This window comes from Paraburkholderia diazotrophica, from assembly GCF_038900755.1.
GTDB lineage: Bacteria > Pseudomonadota > Gammaproteobacteria > Burkholderiales > Burkholderiaceae > Paraburkholderia > Paraburkholderia diazotrophica_A.
In genome coordinates, this window is sequence record NZ_JBBPEN010000001.1 from 953,402 (window position 1) to 975,576 (window position 22,175).

The 22,175-nt window shown below is 64.2% G+C and carries 21 protein-coding genes; 10 read left to right on the forward strand and 11 right to left on the reverse strand.

From position 1 onward, the window contains the following. Positions 1–2: 2 nt before the first annotated feature. The 4 genes from AABE10_RS04400 to AABE10_RS04415 form a co-directional block, all read right to left on the reverse strand. Positions 3–404, reverse strand: coding sequence for a hypothetical protein (locus AABE10_RS04400; RefSeq protein WP_342932040.1), 402 nt, complete (start codon positions 402–404; stop codon positions 3–5). Positions 405–663: 259 nt separating this feature from the next. Then, positions 664–2,175 carry a site-specific integrase gene (locus tag AABE10_RS04405; RefSeq protein WP_342932041.1) on the reverse strand — a complete coding sequence of 504 codons (1,512 nt, stop codon included), beginning with the start codon at positions 2,173–2,175 and terminating at the stop codon, positions 664–666. Positions 2,176–2,366: 191 nt separating this feature from the next. Continuing rightward, entirely contained in the window at positions 2,367–3,779 is a 1,413-nt protein-coding gene (locus tag AABE10_RS04410) for an MFS transporter (protein WP_342932042.1), read from the reverse strand. Positions 3,780–3,863: 84 nt separating this feature from the next. Further along, entirely contained in the window at positions 3,864–4,712 is an 849-nt protein-coding gene (locus AABE10_RS04415) for an SDR family oxidoreductase (RefSeq protein WP_342932043.1), read from the reverse strand. A 284-nt stretch (positions 4,713–4,996) separates the two neighbouring features. Between AABE10_RS04415 and AABE10_RS04420 the strand changes: the two genes are divergently transcribed. Next, positions 4,997–5,236, forward strand: a complete 240-nt coding sequence (locus AABE10_RS04420) for a hypothetical protein (protein WP_342932044.1) — start codon at positions 4,997–4,999, stop codon at positions 5,234–5,236. Between the two features lie 126 nt (positions 5,237–5,362). Here AABE10_RS04420 and AABE10_RS04425 read toward each other — a convergent pair whose 3' ends face one another. Together AABE10_RS04425 and AABE10_RS04430 are read right to left on the reverse strand one after the other, a co-directional pair. Continuing rightward, positions 5,363–5,752, reverse strand: a complete 390-nt coding sequence (locus AABE10_RS04425) for a hypothetical protein (RefSeq protein ID WP_342932045.1) — start codon at positions 5,750–5,752, stop codon at positions 5,363–5,365. Positions 5,753–5,932: 180 nt separating this feature from the next. Next, entirely contained in the window at positions 5,933–6,259 is a 327-nt protein-coding gene (locus AABE10_RS04430; RefSeq protein WP_342932046.1) for a DUF190 domain-containing protein, read from the reverse strand. A gap of 250 nt (positions 6,260–6,509) precedes the next feature. On the opposite strand from AABE10_RS04430, the gene AABE10_RS04435 reads away from it, so the two are divergent. Further along, entirely contained in the window at positions 6,510–7,295 is a 786-nt protein-coding gene (locus AABE10_RS04435; protein ID WP_342932047.1) for a class I SAM-dependent methyltransferase, read from the forward strand. A gap of 104 nt (positions 7,296–7,399) precedes the next feature. On the opposite strand, the gene AABE10_RS04440 is transcribed toward AABE10_RS04435, so the two are convergent. From AABE10_RS04440 to AABE10_RS04455, 4 genes are all read right to left on the reverse strand, one after another. After that, on the reverse strand, positions 7,400–7,981 hold the full coding sequence (locus AABE10_RS04440; RefSeq protein WP_342932048.1) for a TetR/AcrR family transcriptional regulator: 582 nt from the start codon (positions 7,979–7,981) through the stop codon (positions 7,400–7,402). Positions 7,982–8,082: 101 nt separating this feature from the next. After that, a complete protein-coding gene (locus AABE10_RS04445; protein WP_342932049.1) occupies positions 8,083–9,768 on the reverse strand; it encodes an ATP-dependent DNA ligase in 1,686 nt (561 codons plus the stop codon). Beyond that, entirely contained in the window at positions 9,765–10,862 is a 1,098-nt protein-coding gene (locus AABE10_RS04450; RefSeq protein WP_342932050.1) for a ligase-associated DNA damage response exonuclease, read from the reverse strand. The genes AABE10_RS04445 and AABE10_RS04450 overlap by 4 nt, the downstream gene beginning before the upstream one ends. 279 nt (positions 10,863–11,141) lie before the next feature. Continuing rightward, positions 11,142–11,543, reverse strand: coding sequence for a hypothetical protein (locus AABE10_RS04455; protein WP_342932051.1), 402 nt, complete (start codon positions 11,541–11,543; stop codon positions 11,142–11,144). Between the two features lie 303 nt (positions 11,544–11,846). On the opposite strand from AABE10_RS04455, the gene katE reads away from it, so the two are divergent. Next, complete coding sequence (katE, locus tag AABE10_RS04460; protein WP_342932052.1) at positions 11,847–13,955, forward strand: catalase HPII; 2,109 nt, start codon at positions 11,847–11,849, stop codon at positions 13,953–13,955. A 125-nt stretch (positions 13,956–14,080) separates the two neighbouring features. Here the strand turns inward: katE and AABE10_RS04465 are convergent, their stop codons facing one another. After that, entirely contained in the window at positions 14,081–14,428 is a 348-nt protein-coding gene (locus tag AABE10_RS04465; RefSeq protein WP_342932053.1) for a DUF3564 family protein, read from the reverse strand. Between the two features lie 320 nt (positions 14,429–14,748). Here AABE10_RS04465 and AABE10_RS04470 point away from each other — a divergent pair, with 320 nt between their 5' ends. The 7 genes from AABE10_RS04470 (at position 14,749) to AABE10_RS04500 (ending at position 22,174) form a co-directional block, all read left to right on the forward strand. Then, the gene (locus tag AABE10_RS04470) at positions 14,749–15,714 is read left to right on the forward strand and encodes a LysR family transcriptional regulator (RefSeq protein WP_342932054.1); all 966 of its coding nucleotides are present in this window, start codon (positions 14,749–14,751) and stop codon (positions 15,712–15,714) included. Positions 15,715–15,883: 169 nt separating this feature from the next. Next, complete coding sequence (locus tag AABE10_RS04475; RefSeq protein ID WP_342932055.1) at positions 15,884–16,375, forward strand: hydroxyquinol 1,2-dioxygenase; 492 nt, start codon at positions 15,884–15,886, stop codon at positions 16,373–16,375. Positions 16,376–16,409: 34 nt separating this feature from the next. Beyond that, positions 16,410–17,405, forward strand: coding sequence for a hydroxyquinol 1,2-dioxygenase (locus AABE10_RS04480; protein WP_342932056.1), 996 nt, complete (start codon positions 16,410–16,412; stop codon positions 17,403–17,405). 96 nt (positions 17,406–17,501) lie between these two features. Continuing rightward, entirely contained in the window at positions 17,502–18,965 is a 1,464-nt protein-coding gene (locus tag AABE10_RS04485; protein WP_342932057.1) for an aldehyde dehydrogenase family protein, read from the forward strand. Between the two features lie 22 nt (positions 18,966–18,987). Further along, positions 18,988–20,046, forward strand: a complete 1,059-nt coding sequence (locus AABE10_RS04490) for a maleylacetate reductase (protein ID WP_342932058.1) — start codon at positions 18,988–18,990, stop codon at positions 20,044–20,046. Between the two features lie 61 nt (positions 20,047–20,107). Continuing rightward, positions 20,108–21,400: an ABC transporter substrate-binding protein gene (locus tag AABE10_RS04495; protein WP_342932059.1), complete on the forward strand. Its 1,293-nt coding sequence runs from the start codon at positions 20,108–20,110 to the stop codon at positions 21,398–21,400. A 51-nt stretch (positions 21,401–21,451) separates the two neighbouring features. Further along, positions 21,452–22,174 carry an ABC transporter ATP-binding protein gene (locus AABE10_RS04500; RefSeq protein ID WP_342932060.1) on the forward strand — a complete coding sequence of 241 codons (723 nt, stop codon included), beginning with the start codon at positions 21,452–21,454 and terminating at the stop codon, positions 22,172–22,174. Position 22,175 lies beyond the last annotated feature (1 nt).

Sequence of the window (22,175 nt, forward strand, 5' to 3'; positions counted from 1 at the left end):
CATCACGACCGCACGCCTGTCCTGCAGAAGAACGGGATATGCAGCAGAACCAGGCTCGGGGCGTAGGTCATCCCTACACGCAGAACCGCAGACATAAGGTAAACAATGTGCGCAGCCAGGGCTACGAGGCGCGCCGACAAAGGATGGAAGAACCCCCTGTTAAGCCGCTTGCGCAGCCTGCAACATCGCCAGGGCTGGCGCCAGTTGTCGTCATCCGCAAGCGGCGTCGTTTCGAAGTTACCTGATTGGCGGGAGGGGCGCGCGGACAGGCGAAGCTCACGCGGTCCTTTTCGTTTGGCGCGCAACGAGTAATAAAAAGTCTTGCCGATGCGATAGCGCGTGCAGAACTCGGGAATCGACACTACAACGCGCTCGGGCGTCGGTATAGGGTCGGGGTACGGCATGGTTCGCATCCGTTCGTAAGCGTTCGTAGCCGTATCGTATTCATCTGTGCGACGCCGTAAAGCGACGGCTGCGGTGGATTCTTGCGCAAGGTTTTGACCGTATTTCTGCAAAACTGTCGCGACCCAGGCGGACAGCGGCACTCCCGGCGATGACCTGTGATGGACTCGCAAAATATTCGTCAACTCGCATTCAGCGTTGCCACAAACAGAAAGCCCCCGCAGTGCGGGGGCCGATTATGCGAAGAATCTTGCTAAATCGTCAGGCTGCGGCGCGCGCCTCGCTCGCTGCGCTGCGCCTGTCGAGCGTGCGGATATGTTCGCGCTGCTGGTCGGGGCAATGGTGCGCGTAGCGCATCGTCTGCTGGATATTCGTGTGTCCAAGCCACCGGCTGATACGCTCGATCGGCACGCCTGCTTTTGCGAGGTGTGTCGCGAACGTGTGTCGCAGGTCGTGCCAGGTGAAGTCCTCGATCTGTGCGTCGGCGAGCACGTCGCGGTACGCCCTGATTTCCCGGCGTGGCTCGCCCACCGCATTGCCGAACACGAGTATCGGCTGCACACCGTCGCGGCATGTCTGTGCCTTCCACGCGGTCAACAAATCGATAACCTCCTGGCACATCGGCACGTAGCGCGTCTTTTCGCCCTTGCTCGTCGCGCCCCGCACACGGATTCGTTCGCGCTGGAAGTCGATGTCAGGCCATGTCAGTTGCATCTGCTCGCCGCGGCGCAGGCCGGTACGGAACGAGAATACAACGGCGGGTTTGACGGGATCGATAAATGGATCGTCGAGCCGGTAAACCGGATCGAAGCGGGGATTGCTGCGAATCAGGTCATACCGCGCGCGGAAAGCGGCTTCGCGCCGGTCGAGCGCATCGCGCAGGCGTTCTTGTTCGTCATAGGACAGCCATCGGTCGCGCGGTTCGCCTTCGTCCAGTAGCGCCTTGTGTTTCTTCTGCACGGAGGAAACAGGATTGCGGTCGATGATCCGGCAGTCGACGGCAAGCGTGAAAAGACCGCACAGGGACTTGAGCTTGCGCGCGACGGTCGCCGGTTTCATGGGCTTGCTGGTACTGGTTTCCTTTTCCAGTTCGTCGTAAATCCAGTCGAGAATCGTCTCGTCGTCGATGATGTTCAGCGCGTCGGGCATCGCACCGCCCATCTTGCGAATCTCCTTGATGGTCCGCTCGGCCTGCTCCTTCCTGGTCAGTTTCAGGCGCAGGTGCTTCGCGTAGCGGTCGTCAAGAAAGCCGTTGATGGTCGGCACAACCATTGCCGCCCTGGCGTCGCTCGAGGCCTTCTCGCGCTTGCGGGGAATCTCGCCGGGCGTGTCGGTCTTGTGCTCCAGGTCCTGGGTGAATTTAAGCGCGGCGGCGCGCGCTTCGGAGACGGTCTTGCCGGGATAGCGGCCGATGGTCTTGCGACCGTATGTACCGTCGGGCTTCCTGTAGCGGTAACAGAAGCTGATGACGCCCGCTGGCGTCACGCGGACCATGAAATCCTGCTGGTGGTCGTAGATGTCCTGGTGTTTGCCGGTTCCGCCCGCGTTGCGGATTCGGTCGAGAAGGTCGCGGGTGATGTTGGTGCTGCGTGCCATGCTTGCCTCGTATCGAGCGTTAGCCATGCGTAGAGGCGCACCGTGTTTTTCTGTTCGTGGGTATCCTGTGGGTCCCGTGGGTAATCCGTGGGTGAAATCCGGTACGGACAACCGCGAACTGACACGGAGCTGTACGGACCACAAAGTCTTTTCACTCAAGGATTTACGGTCTTGCACGTACTTCTACGCTCCTGCGCGGAGTCTGTAAATCCCCCGCGCAGCGGCAACACCCGCGCCGCGAGGCGCAATCGCGGATGCCAGCGGCAAGCCATAAAAGCAAAAAGCAAAAAGCCGTCGCAGACAAAAAAAACCGCATACGCAAAATGCCGGCGGCAAGCCAAAAAACCAACCAGCGTCGCAGACAAAAGTCAGGCCTTGGTCGTCACTTCCCGCTTACCCCTCACGATCTCATCGCCGGCATTCGGCGACAACCGCCTGGTAACGGGAATCGACGCAAACGAACACAACCCGACCACCACAAACGCCGGCCAGAAATCCTGCCATTGCAGCGCCGAATGGCCATGCAACGCTCGCGTGATCTGCAGCACGATGCCCGCAACCGTCACGCCGAGCCCAAGCGAAATTTGCTGCACGACACTGCCGAGGCTCGTCGCCCGGCCCACGTCGCGGCTTTCGATCTCGGCGTAAGTCATCGAATTGAGGCTCGTAAACTGCAGCGCCGGGAAGAAGCCGCCAAGCAGCACGATGACCCAGATGAGCCACGTCGGCGTGCCCGGAAAGAACACGCCGCACGCGGCAATCGCCATGCCCGAGCACGCGGCGTTGTACATCAGCACCGTGCGAAAGCCGTAGCGGCGCAACACCGTGGCCGCGAGCGTGCGCATGAAAATGCCGCCGAACGCCGACGCGCAGGTGATCAGCCCCGATTCGAACGCGCTCATGCCGAGCCCCTCCTGCAGCACGAGCGGCAGCAGGAACGGCACGGCGCCCAGTCCGATGCGAAACAGCGATCCGCCGAGCACGCTCGCCTGGAACGTCGGCACGCGGAAAAAACGCAGATCGAGCAGCGGACGTTCGGCACGCCGCGCATACAGCACATAGAGGCCGAGCATCGCCGCGCCGACGAGCGTCATCACGACGGCCGTGGTGCCCGTCACGAGTTCGCCGTCGGTGAGCGACAGCCCCAGCAGGAACAGCGACGCGCCGCCCGCCGACAGAATGAAGCCCGTCCAGTCGAGCGGCCCAGGATGCGGCTCGCGCGTGTTCTTGATGTACTTGTTCGTGAGCCAGATGCCGAGAATGCCGACGGGAATGTTGATGAAGAAAATCAGCCGCCAGTGCAGATACGTCGTGATGAAGCCGCCGAGCAGCGGCCCCGCTGCGGGCCCGAGCATCGCGGGCACGCTCAGGTAGTTCATCGCGCGCACGTACTCGGAGCGGTCCACGACGCGGAAGATGATGATGCGCCCGACGGGCACCATCATCGCGCCCCCCACGCCCTGAATGAAGCGCGCCACCGTGAAGGGCGCGAGCGACGTCGATGCCGCGCACAGCAGCGAACCGACGACAAAAATGCCGATCGCCGTGCGGAACACCGAGCGCGCGCCGAAGCGGTCAGCAAGCCATCCGCATACGGGGATGAACACGCCAAGCCCAAGCACGTAGCTGGTGACGGCGATTTTCAGCGTGACGGGGTCCCGGCCGAACGCGCGCGCCATTTCCGGCAGCGCAGTGACGATGACGTTCGCATCGACGCTCTCCATGAACATCGCGCAGGCGACGATGATGGGAGCGGTAAAAGCCTTGATAGCAGGCGGCACGGGCGGCGAGCGATGTAAGTGACCGCTGATTATTGCATAGCCCGTCCCGCGCGCGCCACGACGTTGTGGCTGCAACGGTGCGGCTTACAACACGGCAAGCCAGCCGCCGTCGACGTAGATGATCTGTCCGTTCACATAGCTCGATGCCGCCGACGCGAGATACACGGCCGTGCCGATCAGCTCTTCCGGCTTGCCCCAGCGCCGCGCGGGATTGCTGCTCTTCACCCACGCATCGAACGACGCATCGGCGACGAGGGGCGCGTTCATGTCGGTGAGGATGTAGCCGGGGCCGATGGCGTTCGCCTGAATGTCGTGCGGGGCCCACTCGGCGCTCATCGCGCGCGTGAGCATCTTGATGCCGCCCTTGGCCGCCGTGTATGCGCCGACCGTCGCGCGCGCCGCTTCGCTCGTCAGCGAGCCGATGTTGATGATCTTGCCGCCCTTGCCGCGCGCAATCATCCGGCGCGCCGCCTCTCTGCCGACGATGAACGCCGCCGTGAGATTCGTGTCGATCACGCGTTGCCAGTCGGCGAGCTTCAGGTCGACGAGCGGCTGCCGGAACTGGATGCCCGCGTTGTTGACGAGAATATCGACGTCGATGCCCTCGCTGTCCCACTGCTCGAATGCGGCGCCGACGGCGGCTTCATCGGTGACGTCGAATGCACGGCCAATCGCGCGCTCGATCGCGCGGCCATTCGTTGGGCCATTTGCCAAGCCATTTGCCAGGCCATTCGCGCGTTCACTCGCACGCTGCATATCGGGCAGTTTCGCATTGAGCGCGTCGACGGCATCGGCGACGGCCTGCTCGCGCGTGCCGTTGATGATTACGCGCGCGCCCGCCTGTGCGAGCCCTTCGGCGAGCGCAAGGCCAATGCCGCGCGTCGAGCCCGTGACGAGAGCAGTGCGTCCATCGAGGTCAAAAAGTGACGGCATGTATGTTCCTTCGTCCATGTGGCGATATGCGATCCCGCAGGATAACGCTATCGCCCGCTGCGATGCAGCGCGTGCACCACCGGCCTCATGACGGTCGCAGGCGCTATGAGCCTGCTGGCGTCCCATCATCGATGGATCTTGCGAGGATGCAATGGATCAAACAGGAGACGGCGTTGCCCGCGCGGGCTGCCGTGGTCGGGAAAGGGCGCTGATCGATCGTGCAGCGCGGCCTCGCCCACGTGGCGCGCCCGTCGACGAGGGCGTGTGCCCGACGGAGTGCATCCATGAACGATCTGCGCGAGAAGCGAAGCGAGACGCTTGGCATCACCGTGTTTATCGTCGTCGCCGTGTGGCTGCTGATTGCGACGATCGTCTACAGCTCGATCACCGAAAAGCGCGGGTACAAGCGCGATAATTCCGCGGCTGTGACGGCGTCTGCGGCATCGGCCGTGGCCGCAGCGGCTGCGGCGGCGAACGCGGCAGCGAATGAGGAGGCGAATAAAGCCAAGGGCGCGTCGCAGTAAAAGCGGTCCAGACGCAAGGCGTGCGGGAAAGCATCCGTCTCGCTCATCAGCACGATGAACGATGGATTCTCGAATCGTGCGATGACCCGTGTCAGCGCATTTCCAGCGAGTGAAACCAACGGTCCGCTATGCACGCGACGCCGAAGCCGACGAGGCCTTGCCGTCCGCATGACCGATGTGATGCCGCGCATATTCGATCGCTTCGATCAGCACAGGTGCGATTTCGCCGACCCGTTCGCGCGGAATCCGTATCTCGACCCATTCGCGCATCGCCGAGCGCCCATACGGCTGGAAGGCGAAGGCGCGGCCGGCATTGACGAGCATCGCGGCGCGTTCGGCGGGCAGCTTGATGCCGATCCCGCTGCCATACACGCAAAACGCCAGATGCGAGCCGACGAACACGGCCGGGCAGCCGAACATCGCGCCCTCGCGCACGGAAGGAACCGTGTCGTGGACACATGCAAACACCGCTTCGAACAGTCCGACATCGTGCAAGAGTCTTGGCTCTGTTTTCATCGCGATTCTCCTGATATCGGCATGCTGCGCGAAACTGCTGTCGCGCAGCATCGCGTGTCGAAAAGCGTCCGCGTGTTTTGTTCTGTATGTTCGCGGTTGTTTGCACGCCGTCGTGCGAGCCCGTGCGTCGCAGTCCGTGCGGCGCGGCCCACGCGCCGGTGTGAAGCAGATTACGCGTTTTCACGGAACGTCGCCGCCTAGTACCTCGAATTCGACGGGACAGCGCGTGTAGAAGAGCAGCACACCGCCATGCCGCAAGCGATCGAGCAGCGCATCGACGCGCGCGTTATCGCCCACGAGCGTAACGGCGCGCGGCTGATCGGCGAGTTCGAGAAAACGCGCGGCGTGATACTTGCCGTGCACGTCGATGCATTCGCTGATCTCAATGACGGTCGCGCCGCGAAGGCCCGCGTGCTGCGCCTCGTCGAGTATCCAGTCGACGGTATTCTTGTGGTGCTTGCACGGGCCCGTGGTTGCCGCGTAGACGGTTAGCTGGCTGCCTTGCATCGCCGACTCCCTGCGCATCGTGCTGACGGATGCGAACCATTATCGCGCTGCATGCGCCGTGGCGACAGTCTCGCAAGCTCTCGCAATCGCGATGCCCATTGCAGCGATATACGCATGGTATGCGCACGATTGACGCACGCAAGCGGATGCCGCAGCGCGTCATCCATCGCGGTGTTCGCCGGCCCGCGCATTTGCTGATGCGCGAGCGGATCGTTCACAATGAAGCGCTTCGATACTCCGGGTTGCCGACATGACCCACAACAAAACGGATGACGTTCACCACGCCGCAGCCGAGGGCTATACGAAGGGCGCGGACACTTACGCGAAAGGCCGCCCCGACTATCCGTCCGAACTGGCGGGCTGGCTGACGGGCGATCTGGCGCTCGGGCCCGGCAAGGTCGCCGTCGATCTCGGCGCGGGCACGGGCAAGTTCACGCCGCGCCTGATCGAGTCGGGCGCGAAGGTGGTGGCCGTCGAGCCCGTCGCGAAGATGCGCGCGCAGCTCGCCGCTGCGCTACGGCAAGCCGACGTGCGCGAAGGCACTGCGCAATCGTTGCCGTTCGGCGATGCATCCGTCGATGCCGTGCTTTGCGCGCAGTCGTTCCACTGGTTCGCGACGCGCGAGGCGCTCGCCGAGATTCGTCGCGTGCTGAAACCCGGCGGGCATCTCGGGCTCGTGTGGAACGTGCGCGATGCGCGCGTCGACTGGGTCGCGCGGCTCGATGCGATCGTCAGCGTGCGCGAGGGCGATGTGCCGCGCTATCACACGGGCAAGTGGCGCAACGCGTTCCCGTTCGAAGGCTTCACGGAACTCGAAGGGCGGCACATGCCGCATGGCCATACAGGCTCCATCGACGATGTGATCGTGAAGCGCGTGCATTCGACGAGCTTCATTCTCGCGTTGCCGCCCGACGAATGGGCCGAGGTGGAACGCGAGGTGCGCGCGCTGATCGCATCCGAGCCTGCGCTGGCGTCACGCGATGTCGTGACGGTGCCGTACGTCACGCATGCGTGTCGAGCCACGCGAATCGACTGATCGGATCGACGGATGACGCGCATGCGGGCGGCGCGAAACGCGCTGCCTGATAAAGCGAAACGCAAAGCGAAACGCAAGATGAAACGCAAAATGAAACGCAACGCCTAGTGCTTGCGCACAAGCGCATCGACGAGCGCGAACGCCGTCTGCCTCAGTTTCTTCGGATCACCGTAGACGCGCTCCATCACCGCGATGCCGCGCGTCGTCGTGACGATCAGGCTGGCCGCCTGCTGCGGCGGCAGCGTCAATTGCGCGCGCGCTTCCTTCGTGTCGAGCACGGACAGCAGCGCCGCCTCCAGCGCGTCGAGCATGGTCTGCAAGGCCTCGCGCAGACGCGGTGACTCCGGCTCGATCTCGACGGCCGCCTTCGTCGACAGACAGCCGCGCGTCGGCGAGCCTTGCGTGATCGAGCGGATCGCGAACGTGAAGAACGACGTCAGCGCATCGTGCAGATCGGGCTTGTCGAGCGCCTTGCGCGCATCGGCGACGAAACGCTCCGCATAGCGCTCGAATACGCGCATGAAGATCTCTTCCTTGTCGCCGTATGCGTTGTACAGCGAGCCGCGCTGCACGCCCGTGGCCTCGGCGAGATCCAGCATCGATGTCGCGCGATAGCCCTTGCGCCAGAAGACGTCCAGCGCGTGCACGAACGCGTCGTCCTCGTTGAATTGACGAACTCCTGCCATGTTTTCCCTCAGTCTCAGTCGTGGAATGGCCCGAAACGTTATTTTGACACCAATGGCTAGAATGCACAAAGAACGCGTCGGGCATGCTGCCGTGGCTGCGATCAGCGTGCGCGCCCGTCGATGAAGCCTTTGAGCATCGCGAGCGTATCGGCGTCGTCGATATGCTTGTCGGTGCGCCAGCGCAGCATGCGCGGAAAGCGAACGGCCACGCCCGATTTGTGGCGCGGGCTTGCCTGAATGCCTTCGAAGCCGATCTCGAACACGAGCGTCGGCGTGACGCTGCGGACGGGGCCGAATTTCTCGACCGTCGTCCTGCGCACGATCGCATCGACCTCACGCATCTCCTCGTCAGTAAGACCCGAATAGGCCTTCGCGAACGGCACGAGCGTGCGCACGCCGTCGGCTTCGTCCCATACGGCGAACGTGAAATCCGTGTAGAGGCTCGCGCGCCGACCGTGGCCGCGCTGCGCGTAGATCAGCACGGCATCGATCGAATACGGATCGATCTTCCACTTCCACCATGTCCCTGACGCTTTCGTGCGGCCCACGCCGTACATCGACGCGCGGTCCTTCAACATCAGACCTTCGACGCCGCGCTCGCGGCTCTCGTCGCGCAGCGCGGCAAGCGCGCTCCAGTCGCTCGCGACGACCAGGGGCGACACGCGCAGCAGATCCTTCGCAAGCGTATTCGCGAGACGGGCCGCGAGCGCGTCGAGTTGCTCGCGCCGTTGCTGCAATGGCTGCATGCGCAGATCGTTGCCGTTCGCTTCGAGCAGATCGTAGGCGAGGAACGCGGCGGGCGATTCGGCGAGCACGCGCTTCGTCAGCGACTTGCGCGTAATGCGCGGTTGCAGCCGCGCGAACGGCAGCGGCGCGAGCGCGTCCGGCTCCCACGCGAGAATCTCGCCGTCGAGCACGTAGCCATCGGGCAGCGCTTCGCCCGACGCGACGACTTCGGGGAAGCGATCGGTGATCAGGTCTTCGCCGCGCGACCAGAGCCACACGCGGCCATCGCGCTTCACGACTTGCGCGCGGATGCCGTCCCACTTCCATTCGGCGAACCACGACGAAGGATCGCCGAGCGTCGACGGATCGGCCTGCAACGGATGCGCGAGAAAGAACGGATACGGCAGCCCGCGTTCGCTTTCGTGCAGCACGCGCGCGGGCTCGTCGTCGTCGTGCGAGCCGCTTGCGGGCGCGGGCGCGATCAGCCGCAGATAGCGCGCCGCGTCGGGCGCCTGTCTCGAATCGGTCCAGCCGACCATGCGCTGCGCGATCAGCTTGTGATCGACGCCCGCGACATCCGCGAGCGCGCGCACGACGAGCTGACGCGCAACGCCGACGCGAAACCCGCCGCCGATCAGCTTCGTCAACAGAAAGCGGCCGCTCCAGTCGAGCTCGTCCCAGTACGCAGGAAGCCGTTCGCCCAACGCCTCGGGCGACGTGCCGCGCAGCGTCAGGATGCGTTCCTCGATCCATTGCGTGAGGCCGAGCTCGGACGTCCGTTCGGCGGGCGGCAGCACATGCGCGATGGTCTCGGCCAGATCGCCGACGGCCTGATACGACTCTTCGAACAGCCACTCCGGCAAACCCGCGCGTGCGCGCGCGATCTCGGTGAGCAGGCGCGTCGGCACCGACTGGCGCGGCTTGCCGCCCGCGAGGAAGTACGATGCCCAGGCGGCGTCCGCGGGCGGCGCGGCGGAGAAATAGGCGATCAGCGCATCGAGCTTGTCGCGCGTCGATGTCGTCGCGTCGAGTGCCGCGTAGAGCGAGGCGAAGCGCTTCATGACGTGTCGCGCTCCGCTTCGCTGGTGGCTGCGCTCGCTGCGTTTGAGCCTGGCGCAGTATCGATTTCCGTGCCGGCGGCTGCGTCGGCTTCGACTGCATCGTCGCCGTACTCGGTTGCGAATGCACCCGCTTCGAGGCCCTGTTCGCGCAGCCAGCGCACCATCGGCTCCACCTGGCCGTGCGTGACGATCACGCGGCGCGCGCCCGTCGCGGCGATGGCCGTTTGCAGCGCAGGCCAGTCGGCATGATCGGACAGCACGAAGCCGCGATCGACGCCGCGTCGGCGGCGCGTGCCGCGCAGACGCATCCAGCCCGACGCGAACGCATCGCTATAGTCGCCGAAGCGCCGCAGCCACGCGCTGCCTTGCGCCGACGGCGGCGCGATCACGAGCGCCTGGCGGAACACATCCTTGTTGCGCGCGGGAATCTCGCCGACGAGCCGCACGGGCGGCAACGCGACACCCGCTTCGCGATACGCGCGATTCAACGGCTCGACGGCGCCATGGCAGAAGATCGGCCCGATGCCTGCATCGACGCTCGCCAGAATGCGCTGCGCCTTGCCGAACGAATAGCAGAACAGCACGGACGCGCGGCCCGTCGCCGCGTTGTGACGCCACCAGCTGTCGATGCCGTCGAACACGACTTGCGGCGCGTCCCAGCGGTAGATGGGCAGGCCGAATGTCGATTCGGTGATGAACGTGTCGCAACGCACAGGCTCGAACGGCACGCAGGTCGGATCGGGGTCGAGCTTGTAGTCGCCCGATGCGACCCACACTTCGCCGCGATATTCGACGCGCACCTGTGCCGAGCCCAGCACATGCCCCGCCGGATGCAGCGACACCTGCACGCCGCCGATCGCGATGCGCTCGCCATACGGCAGCGTCCGCAGCGAGATGTCGGGCAGGCGCGATTGCAGCACGCGCGCGCCGGGTTCGGCGGCCAGATAGTGCTGATGTCCGGCACGCGCGTGATCCGAGTGCGCATGCGTGATGACCGCGCGCTCGACGGGCTGCCACGGATCGATATGAAAGTCGCCTTGAGGGCAGTACAGGCCCTCGGGACGCGCGACGATCAGATCCGTTTGTTGAGTCAAGGTTGTCTCCGCGTTGTTTCCGCGTTGTCTGCGCGAACAGCGATGATCGCGTGAGCGAAGGGCATGCGCGCGATCGAGTGTGCGTGCATCGTAGCGCGGTTTGGCTCTCGCGATCACTCGACGGGACACACGCGGGACACACGCGGGACACACGCGACACGCACGCGGAACACGCGCGACACGCACGCGAGATACCGCTGCAAACGAAGCGCCCCGACATCGTCATGACGTCGGGGCGCCCGTTCGATTCATCGAACGTGGATCGCGTATCGATAGCCGTTACTGGCTGCCCTGCGAGCCGTTGCCCGGTTGCTGCATCGTGTCCGGCTGGGACATCGTGCCGTTGCTCGACGAGCCGTTGTACGAACGGTTCATGCCCGAGCTTTGCGGCGATGCGCCCGTGCCTGTGCCCGTGCCGCCGCCCGTGCCTGTCACGCCTGGCGAGCCGTAGCCGCTTTCGTTGGTGGTGCCGCGCGGTATGCTGTTGACGCCCGCGCCAGGTGTCGCGACGCCGCCTGCGCCGCCCGTGTTGCCGCCGCCTGCGCCGACGCCGTTGCCGGCCGCGCCGCCGCCTGCACCCGCGCCTCCGTTACCGCCACCGCCGCCTGCCTGTGCATACACGCCGCCTGATAGGGCCATGACCAGGGCAGTAGCAAGTACCTTCTTCGTCGTGGTTTTCATCGTCTAACCTCCCAGGGTTGGATTGATCATTCCGAGTCGGTGCTGTCGACCCGCCCGTACCTTTTATTGCGCAAACCCTGTGCCGCGCAGTGCCGTCGCGCATGCGTGAACTGCGTGCCGTATGCACGCGGCGGCATCGACGAAAGATCAAACGAAAGGCTCGAACACAAGCGAATGAAGGGGCCAATGAAGGCGCCGATGAAAGGCCCAACTTCCGGGAACATTCCTTGCAAAACTCACTTGTTGATGCGCGCGCACGTCGAGCCGTCGCCGCGCGATTCACTCATGCAAGGAGTCAGACCGATGACAAGCAAGTCCACGAACAAGCCGCGCAACGGACAGCCCTCGGGACCAGCGGCAGACCTGAAGTCGCAGGACCTCGAACGCTCGCGCGCACGGCCGCAGAACGAAGCGCTGCGCACAAACCAGGGCGTCAAGATCGCGGATAACCAGAACACGTTGCGCGCGGGCGCGCGCGGCCCGTCGCTGCTCGAAGATTTCATCATGCGTGAAAAAATCACGCACTTCGATCACGAGCGGATTCCAGAGCGCATCGTGCATGCGCGCGGCTCGGCGGCGCATGGCGTGTTTCAGGTCTACGAGTCGATGGCCGAATACACGAAAGCAGCGTTTTTGCGGGACCCGTCTGTGCAAACGCCCGTGTATGTGCGCTTTTCCACGGTGCAGGGACCGCGCGGTTCCGCCGATACAGTGCGCGACGTGCGCGGCTTCGCGACGAAGTTCTATACATCGGAAGGCGTCTACGATCTCGTCGGCAACAACATGCCTGTGTTCTTCATTCAGGATGCAATGAAGTTTCCCGACTTCGTGCATGCAGTGAAGCCGGAAGCGCCGAATGAAATGCCGACGGGCGCATCGGCGCACGACACGTTCTGGGACTTCGTGTCGCTCGTGCCCGAGTCCACGCACATGGTGCTGTGGACGATGTCCGATCGCGCGATTCCACGCAGCCTGCGGACGATGGAAGGCTTCGGCGTCCATACGTTCCGCTTCGTCAATGCGAAGGGCGCGATGCGTCTCGTGAAGTTGCACTGGCGCCCTGTGCTCGGCTCGTATTCGCTGCTGTGGGACGAAGCGCAAAAGCTCGCGGGCAAGGACCCGGATTTTCATCGGCGCGATCTGTGGGAAGCGATCGAGCGCGGCGACTATCCGGAGTTCGAACTCGGCGTGCAGATCATCGAAGAGAAAGACCAGGATTCGTTCGGCTTCGATCTGCTCGATCCGACCAAGATCGTGCCCGAGGAAATCGTACCCGTGAAGATCATCGGCAAAATGACGCTGAACCGCAACCCGGACAACTTCTTCGCCGAGACGGAACAGGTCGCGTTTCACCCGGGCCATATCGTGCCGGGCATCGATTTCACGAACGACCCGCTGTTGCAAGGGCGCCTCTTCTCGTACACCGATACGCAGATCAGCCGTCTTGGCGGCCCGAACTTCCACGAGATACCGATCAACCGTCCACTGAGCCCGAACGTGAACAACCAGCGCGACGGCATGCACCGGCAGACGATCAACGTCGGACAGGCGTCGTATCAGCCCAACTCGCTGAACGACGATTGGCCCGTCGAAACGAAGCCGTCCGTATCCGACGGCGGCTTCGAGAGCTTTCCCGAACCGATGGAAGGCACGAAGATACGCGTGCGCAGCGAGTCGTTCGCCGATCACTTCTCGCAGGCCGCGCTCTTCTATCAAAGCATGAGCGACGTCGAGAAAGAACATATCGCGCTCGCGTACCAGTTCGAACTCGGCAAGGTGACGAAGCCCGAGGTTCGCGCGCGCGTCGTCAACGAAATTCTCGCGAACTTCGATGCGGATCTCGCGGCGACGGTGGCCGAAGGTCTCGGTCTGCCGAAGCCGGGCAAGGGCGCGCGCGCGGCGGGCAAGCAGACGCCTTCGCCTGCGTTGAGCCTGCTCAATCGCGTGAAGCCCGGCATCAAGACGCGCAAGATCGCCGTGATCGCCGCGCCGGGCAGCGACGGCGCGGCCATCAAGAGCGTGCAGTCCGCGTTGAAGGCGCAAGGGGCAACGCCGCTGCTGATCGCGCCGACGCTCGCCGCGATCGACGGCATGAACCCCGATGCGACGATTGCCGGCATGCCGTCGATCATGTTCGACGGCATCGTGATCTGTGGCGGCGAGCAGGGCGCGAAAACGCTCACGCAATCGGGCGATGCGCGCCACTTCGTGCTCGAAGCGTTCCGGCATCTGAAGGCGATTGCGGCGCTCGGCGCGGGCAAGGAACTGCTGAACGCGGCGCATCTGCCCGACAACGCCGATGGCGTGTCGACGGGCGACGACGTCGACGCTGTGCTGAAGCCGTTCATCGATGCCGTCGGCCAGCATCGTGTATGGTCGCGCAGGAAGCTGGCGGAATCGGTGCCGGCTTGATTGACATCAGCGCGCGTTGAGCGCGCGTTCGAAGTAAAGCGCCGTTGCTGTGATTGTTGCAGCAACGGCGCTTCGGTTTTCATTTGCGCTATTCGTGCTTGGCAAACGCACGATCAACGCGAGCACTACCGGCGCGTTGCACACGAACTCTCTCGCTCGACGGCCTGCAAGCGCCAGAAGCCCGCGACAGGATCGGCGCGCGGGTGTGAAATCCACGTCGCCTGGCCTTGCGCGGACGTCATGTTGCCGCGCCGGTCGACGCGCACACCGTACAGCGTCACGAGCGGCTGATCCGCGCCGCGTGCGCACAGCGAGACGATGTGCCCGTCCTCGCGCATCTCACCCGACGACGGCAATTCGACGCCGCGACGATCGTGCGACGTCCACGCATGGCTGAGCGTGTCGAGCCACAACACCGCATAGTCGTGATTGACCGTGGGGTCGGACGTGTTGATCAGGATCGACAGACGCATGTAGCCTCCCGTCAGGCCAATGGCTTTCGCCGTTTGAAGCAACGCCTGTTCCAACCAGCGTGCGACATTGCGATTGCGCTGCAGCAAGGGGGCGCGGCATGGCGTGTCATATCGCGCGCGTCGCCGTGGCTGTACAAAGTGCAAGCGCCCGACCGTTTTTACGCGGCACGCTGATCCGGGCGCCTCGGGCGATCCACGGCGCAAAAGAACGTACACTTGGACTATCAGAAGGGCGGGCCGTCGTGCATTGCAGCAACGGAGCGGCGGACTGCCTGTAAGGTCGGTTCCGAAGGTCGGTTCGGCCTGACACAGGAGACAGCATGGATCTGTTCATGTCGATGGAGGCGTTCGTGCGGGCCGCCGAGGCCCAGAGTTTCGCGAGCGCCGCGCGCCAGCTCGGCGTGGCGAAATCCGTCGTCACTTCGCGGGTGAAGCAGCTCGAAGAGCATTTCGGCATGCCGCTCTTTCATCGCTCGACGCGCGCCGTGCGTCTGTCGGAGATCGGCGAGACGTACTATCGCGAGTGTGCCGAACTCGTCAACAAGATCCACGATTTGTCGGGCCGCTCGATCGAGCAGCACGAGTCGCTCGCGGGCACGCTCAATGTCCACGTGCTGCCCGGCTTCGCGCTCGGGCATTTCTCACAGGCACTGATCGAGTTTCGTGAGAAGCATCCGCGCATCGAGTTCGTGGTGACTGTCAACGACCGCGTGATCGACCCCGTGCAGGAAGGCTTCGATCTCGCGTTGCAGATCTATCCGCCCGCATCCAACCTGCTCGTCGAACGAAGGCTCTTTCCCGTGCGCGGCGTGCTGTGCGCGGCGCCTGGCTACCTGAAGGAAGAACCCGTGATCGAGACGCCGCTCGATCTGCTGCGGCACGACTTCGCGCGCTACTCGTACTATCCGTGGGGCGACAAGTGGCCGCTGATGAAGGGCAACGAATGCTTCGAGATCGCGCTGAATCCCGTGCTGAAGACCAACAGCGTGCATCTTCTGCTGGAGTTCGCGCGCGCGGGCGCGGGCGTCGTCTATCTGCCGACGATGGTCGCCGCTATCGATCTGCTCGAGCGCCGGCTCGAACGCGTGTTGCCCGACTATGCGGCGCCGCCGTTGTGGCTGTCGGCCGTATACCCCGCGTCGCATCGCTCGACCGCGAAGGTGAAGGCGTTCGTCGATTTCCTGCGCGCGCGCTATCTGCGCGAGCCGCAGTGGGACAGGGCGCTCGGCATCGTCCCCGATGACGACGACATGAAGAGCGTCGGCGAAGAACTGGCCGACCAGTAGCGGACGCGGCGGACGCCCCAGGTACTTCCCCTGGGGTCCGTTGTCCGCACCCGGCGTTCTGATTTGCCGAACCTCGGATCATTGCTGTTGCGCTTTGCGGCACTTACTCTTGCGTCCATGGAAACACGCACGACGTGTCGAAGATCAACGGAGATCCAAGGAGGCAATCATGCAGCAGACCTGGTTGGCGAGTCTCGACAGCTACCGTAAAGGCTCGATCGAAATCATCAAAGGCAAGCCCGAACACTATGCGATGTCGAATGTGTTCGAAGTTGCGAGCCACGCCGCGCCATACGAGAAGATCGTGGTCGGCAAGAACCTCAAGTATGTGATCGAAACGCTGCGCGCCGAAGGCACGTCGCCGTGGTTCACGGCCTCGCACGACGAGTTCTGCGTCGTGATGGACGGCGACATCGACGTGCACTTCATCAAGCCGTCGGACGGTCCCCTCGTCGATGGAGAGACGGAAGGCAGCGTGCGTCTCGAAGGCACGCCGTCCGGCAAGAGCATGGGCTTCGTGCGGCTGCGTCGCGGCCATCAGGCGCTGTTGCCCGCAGGCGCCGCGTACCGTTTCGAAACGGCAGGAAAGGGCGTGCTGCTCGTGCAGACCATTCTGGGCCGCTACTCAGTCGAGAAGTGGCAGGACATCTGCATTCAATAACCCGACACGCACATTCTCTTTTCTGGAGCAGGTCATGAGCACCGTCACCACACTGCAAAACATCTGCGCGAGCGAGCCGGATGTCGTCACGGGTTATCGCACGTTCAAGCTCGGCGATTTCGAGTTCTCGCGCGACGCGTATTTCGTCACCCTCAAGTGGCCCGCGAAAGGCCAGCAGCGCTCGCACCAGATGCACGCCGACGACTTTCTGCGCGCGATGATGCGAGACGTCGCATGGGGCTTCTTCTACGGCTGGGTCAACTTCGACGAAGTGATCGGCACGCGCAATCACTACGGCAAAGTCGACATGTATGCGGGCGCCTATAACGCGAGCTTCCGCGAGGCAGGGGTCGATCATACGCAGCAGTTCGACACGCCCGTCATCATGGCGACGTTCAAGGCGATCCTGAAGGACTGGGTCAACGAAGGCTTCGATCCGTTCGCGGCCCCGGAAGAAACGGGCTCCGCATTCGGCACGAAGCATGGCGACAACGTGGCCGCTATCGAGCGCACCCGCATCGCGACGAAACGCATGCCCGGACTCGAAGGCGATTCGCCGCTGCGCGACGATTTCCCCATCAATCGCCAGTTCGCCGACGTCGTGCAGGACGAGCCCGAGATTCACGCCGCGCCGGGCTTCGAAAAGGAACTGCACGCGTTCAATCTCTTCAAGTACCTGTCGCGCTCGGATGTCACTTGGAATCCGTCCGTCACGTCGGTGTGCAAGCAGAGCCTCTTCTGCCCGACCACGGAAGAATTCGTGCTGCCCGTGTTTCATGGCAACGATCGCGTCGAGTGGTTCCTGCAACTGTCCGATCAGATCGTCTGGGATGTAGCCGACAAGGACACGGGCGAGCCGCGCGCGCGCATCACGATGAACGCTGGGGACATCGCCGCGATGCCCGCCGACATCCGTCACAAGGGCTATTCGCAGAAGCGCTCGATGCTGCTGGTGTGGGAGAACGCGACGCCCGATCTGCCGAAGCGATACGAGACCGGCGAACTGCCGCCTTACCCGATCCAGTTCTAAGCACTTCCGGTTGTTACCGATCATGCGACGCACGGCGCCAGACAGCTGGCGCCGCGGGGACGCTCACGCCCAAACGACTCATCGAGCAGGACTGACATGCAAACGCAACTCTTCATCGACGGCCGCTTCGTGCCATCGCTTAGCGGCGAAACCCTCGCCACGCTCAATCCTCACGACAACTCCGTGATCGCCGACGTGTCGATGGCGAATCACGCCGACATCGATCGCGCAGTGGCCGCGGCGAAAGCGGCGTTTCCGAAGTGGAGCAACCTCGCGGCGGCCGAGCGCGGCCGTTTGCTGCTGAAGCTCGCCGATGCGATCGAAGCGAACGCGGACAGGCTCGCGCATCTCGAATCGATCGACACAGGTCATCCGATTCGCGACACGCGCTATCTCGACGTGCCGCGCACGGCCGCCACGTTTCGCTATTTCGGCGGCATGGCCGACAAGTTCGAGGGCTCGGTGATTCCCGTCGAGCAGGGCTTTCTGAACTACCTGACGCGCGAGCCGGTCGGCATCGTCGGACAGGTGGTGCCGTGGAATTTCCCGCTGATGTTCACGAGCTGGAAGATGGCGCCCGCGCTCGCGGCCGGCAACTGCGTAATCATGAAGCCCGCCGAACTTACGCCGCTGTCGAGTCTCGCGATCGCGGAACTGATGGCCGAAGTGGGCTTTCCCGCAGGCGTCGTCAACATTCTGCCGGGGCTCGGGCAGGTGGCGGGCCAGTACATCGCAGAGCATCCGGAGATCGGCAAGGTCGCGTTCACGGGCTCGACGGCCGTGGGGCGCAAGATCGTGCAGGCGTCGAGCGGCAATCTCAAGAAGGTCCAGCTCGAACTGGGCGGCAAGGGCGCCAACATCGTGTTCGGTGACGCGAATGTCGATGCCGTCGTGCAGGGCTCCGCGTTCGGCATCTTCCACAACCAGGGCCAGGCGTGCATCGCCGCGTCGCGGATGATCGTGCACGAATCGGTCGCGGACGAAGTGCTCGAAAAATTCGTCGCGCTCGCGCGCTCTATCCGCATCGGCGATCCGCTCGATCCGACGACGGAAATGGGCCCGCTCACGTCGCGCCAGCATCGCGACCGCGTGCTGTCGTATGTGGACGTCGCGCGCGAGCAGGGCGGACGCGTTCTGTCGGGCGGCAAGTCGCCGGATAGCGCGGCGCTCGCAAATGGCTGCTATGTCGAGCCGACCATCGTCGAAGCGAAGCCGACCGACCGCGTGTCGCAGGAAGAAGTGTTCGGCCCGTTCATGACGGTGACGACGTTCCGCACCGACGAAGAAGCGCTCGCGATTGCGAACGGCACCGAATACGGCCTCGGCGCGGGCCTGTGGACGCGCGACCTGCAGCGTGCGCATCTGATTGCGCGCGAGATTCACAGCGGCATCGTGTGGGTCAACTGCTACAAGCGCGTGAGCCCGGGCTCGCCGTTCGGTGGCTTCGGCGCGAGCGGCTACGGACGCGAGATGGGCTTCGAAGCGATGCGCGAATACACGCAGGCCAAGTCGGTGTGGGTCAACGTGGATGCGCAGATTCCCCCTTATTTTCCGCGCTAAAGCGCACCTGCACGCACACGTCATGAAACCGTTCGTCTATCAAGGCTTGCCTTCGCGCGTCGTGTTCGGCGCGGGCAGCCTGGATCAGTTGGATCGCGAGATCGAACTGCTCGGCGCACAACGCGCGCTCGTGCTCGCGACGCCGCAACAGCGCGCGCAGGCCGAGCAGCTTGCCGCGCGCATCGGGCCGCGCGCAGCGGGCGTGTACGCAGAAGCTGTGATGCACGTGCCCGTCGAAACGGCGCGTGCCGCACGCGATGTCGCCGCGCGACTCGGCGCCGATTGCGCGATCGCGATCGGCGGCGGCTCGACGACGGGCCTCGGCAAGGCGATCGCGCTCGAAACGGCGCTGCCCATCATCGCGATTCCCACAACTTACGCGGGTTCGGAGATGACGCCGATCTACGGCCTCACGGACGGCGGCGTGAAGAAAACGGGCCGCGACCTGCGCGTGCTGCCGAAGACGGTGATCTACGATCCGTCGCTGACCGTATCGTTGCCGCCCGCGCTCTCGCTGACGAGCGGCGTCAACGCGATTGCGCACGCCGCCGAAGGACTCTATGCGCAAGACGCGAATCCCATCACGAGCCTGATGGCGGAGGAGGGCATCCGCGCACTGGGCGATGGATTGCCGGGCGTGATCCGCAAGCCCGACGATCTCGATGCGCGCGCCGCGTGCCTCTATGGCGCGTGGCTGTGCGGCGCGGTGCTGGGCAGCGTCGGCATGTCGCTGCATCACAAGCTGTGCCATACGCTCGGTGGCACGTTCAACCTGCCGCACGCGGAGACGCACACGATCGTCTTGCCGCACGCGCTCGCGTACAACCGCGACGCGGCGCCTCACGCGATGCGGCGGATCGCGCGCGCACTGCACGCGGACGATGCCGCGCAAGCCGTCTTCGATCTCGCGCGCGATCACGGCGCGCCGACCGCGCTGAAGGACATCGGCCTCAGGGAGGCGGATATCGATGTGGCGCTGGAGCTTGCGCTGACGAGTCCCTACTGGAATCCGCGCCCGGTGGAACGCGAGCCGCTTCGCGCGTTGCTGCGCGATGCATTCGAAGGGCGCAGGCCCGGATAGCGCGGCTGTGCGCAGAACGATACGCAGGAAGATACGCCACGTATAAAAGCAGGAGACAGCAATGGATGGAGATCTCATCAACGGAGGAAGACGCCGCTTCGTAAGTCTCGCGGCGGGCGGTGCGCTGGCTGCTGCGGCGGCACCGGTGTTCTCGCCGCGCGTGTTCGCGGCGGGCACGCGCACGCTGAAGATCGGCTATGTGTCGCCGCAGACGGGGCCGCTCGCGCCGTTCGGCGAGGCGGACCGCTTCACGATCCAGCAGATGCAGGGCGCGCTGAAGAACGGCGTGACGATAGGCGGCAAGACGTACCCCGTGTCGATCGTCGTGAAGGACAGCCAGTCGAATCCGAATCGCGCGAGCGAAGTGGCGAACGATCTGATCCTGAAGGACAAGGTCGACATCATGCTCGTCTCGGGAACGCCTGAAACGGCGAACCCCGTCAGCGACGCCTGCGAGCTGAACGAGATGCCGTGCGTGTCGACGGTCGTGCCGTGGCAGCCGTGGTTCTTCGGACGCAAGGGCGATCCGAAGAAGGGCTTTGGCTACACGTATCACTTCTTCTGGGGCCTCGAAGACGTGATCGCCGTGTACACGGGCATGTGGCAGTCGGTGCAGACGAACAGGAGCGTCGGCGGCCTCTTTCCGAACGACGGCGACGGCAACGCGTGGGGCGACGCCAAGCTCGGCTTTCCGCCCGTGCTCGCGCAAAAGGGCTTCGCATTGAAAGACCCGGGCCGCTTCCAGAGCATGACGCAGGACTTTTCCGCGCAGATTTCCGCGTTCAGGCAGTCGAATGCGCAGATCGTGACAGGCGTCGTGATACCGCCCGACGCGAAGAATTTTCTCGTGCAGGCGCGTCAGCAGGGCCTGAAACCCAAGGTCATTTCGATCGGCAAGGCGTTGCTCTTTCCGACGTCGATCGAAGCGCTCGGCGATCTTGGCGAAGGGCTGTCGACGGAAGTGTGGTGGTCGCCGTCGCATCCGTTCAAATCGTCGCTGACGGGGCAGAACGCGCGCCAGGTCGCCGACGAATACGAACGGGTCACGTCGAAGCAATGGACGCAGCCGATCGGCTTCGCGCACGCGCTCTTCGAAATCGCGATCGACTCGTTCAAGCGGGCGAAGGACATCGACTCGAACGAAGCGATCCGCGATGCGGTGGCGTCGACGAAGCTGGACACACTCGTCGGTCACGTGGCGTGGGGCAATGGGCCCGTGAAGAACGTCGCGAAGACACCGCTCGTCGGCGGGCAATGGGTGAAAGGCCGGAAGCATCGCTTCGATCTCGCCATCGTCAACAACCAGCTTGCGCCTGCTGTGCCCGTCAGCGGGCCGCTCAGGCTGATCGCGTGACAGCGCATCGGCGGAATCAGCGGCATCACCAGCATCATGAGGAGAGTTGCGATGAGCGCATTGCTCAGACTCACGAACGTATCGAAGCGCTATGGCGCGCTGACGGTGACGGATGCGATCAGCTTCGAAGTCGGGCGCGGGGAGACATACGGCATTCTCGGGCCGAACGGCGCGGGCAAGACGACGCTGTTCAATCTCGTCAGCGGCGACGCGAAGCCCGATGAGGGCACAGTCGAGTTCGACGGCGCCGACGTCGGTCATCTCGCGCCGCATCGTCGCTGCGCGGCGGGCATTGGCCGCTCGTATCAGGTGCCGCGTCCGTTCGGCGGCATGACGGTGTTCGAGAACCTGCTGGTCGGCGCGCGTTTCGGCGGCGAGCTCGACGAGCGCGCGGCCTGCGATGTGTGCGTCGACGTGCTGGAGCGCACGGGCCTCAAGCGTCGCGCGAACCAGCTTGCGGGCACGCTCGCGCTGCTCGATCGCAAGCGGCTCGAACTCGCTCGCGCGCTCGCGACGCAGCCGCAACTGCTGCTGCTCGATGAAATCGCGGGCGGGCTGACGCAGGGCGAGACGCATGAGCTTGTCGACGAGATTCGCCGCGTGAAGGAGCACGGCGTGACGATCGTGTGGATCGAACATGTCGTGCATGCGCTGCTCGCCGTGGCCGATCGCCTCCTCGTCATCAACTTCGGCCGCAAGCTGGCCGAGGGCCAGCCCGCTGCCGTGATGGACGATCCCGACGTGCGGCGCGTCTATCTCGGACTGGAGGCGTGAC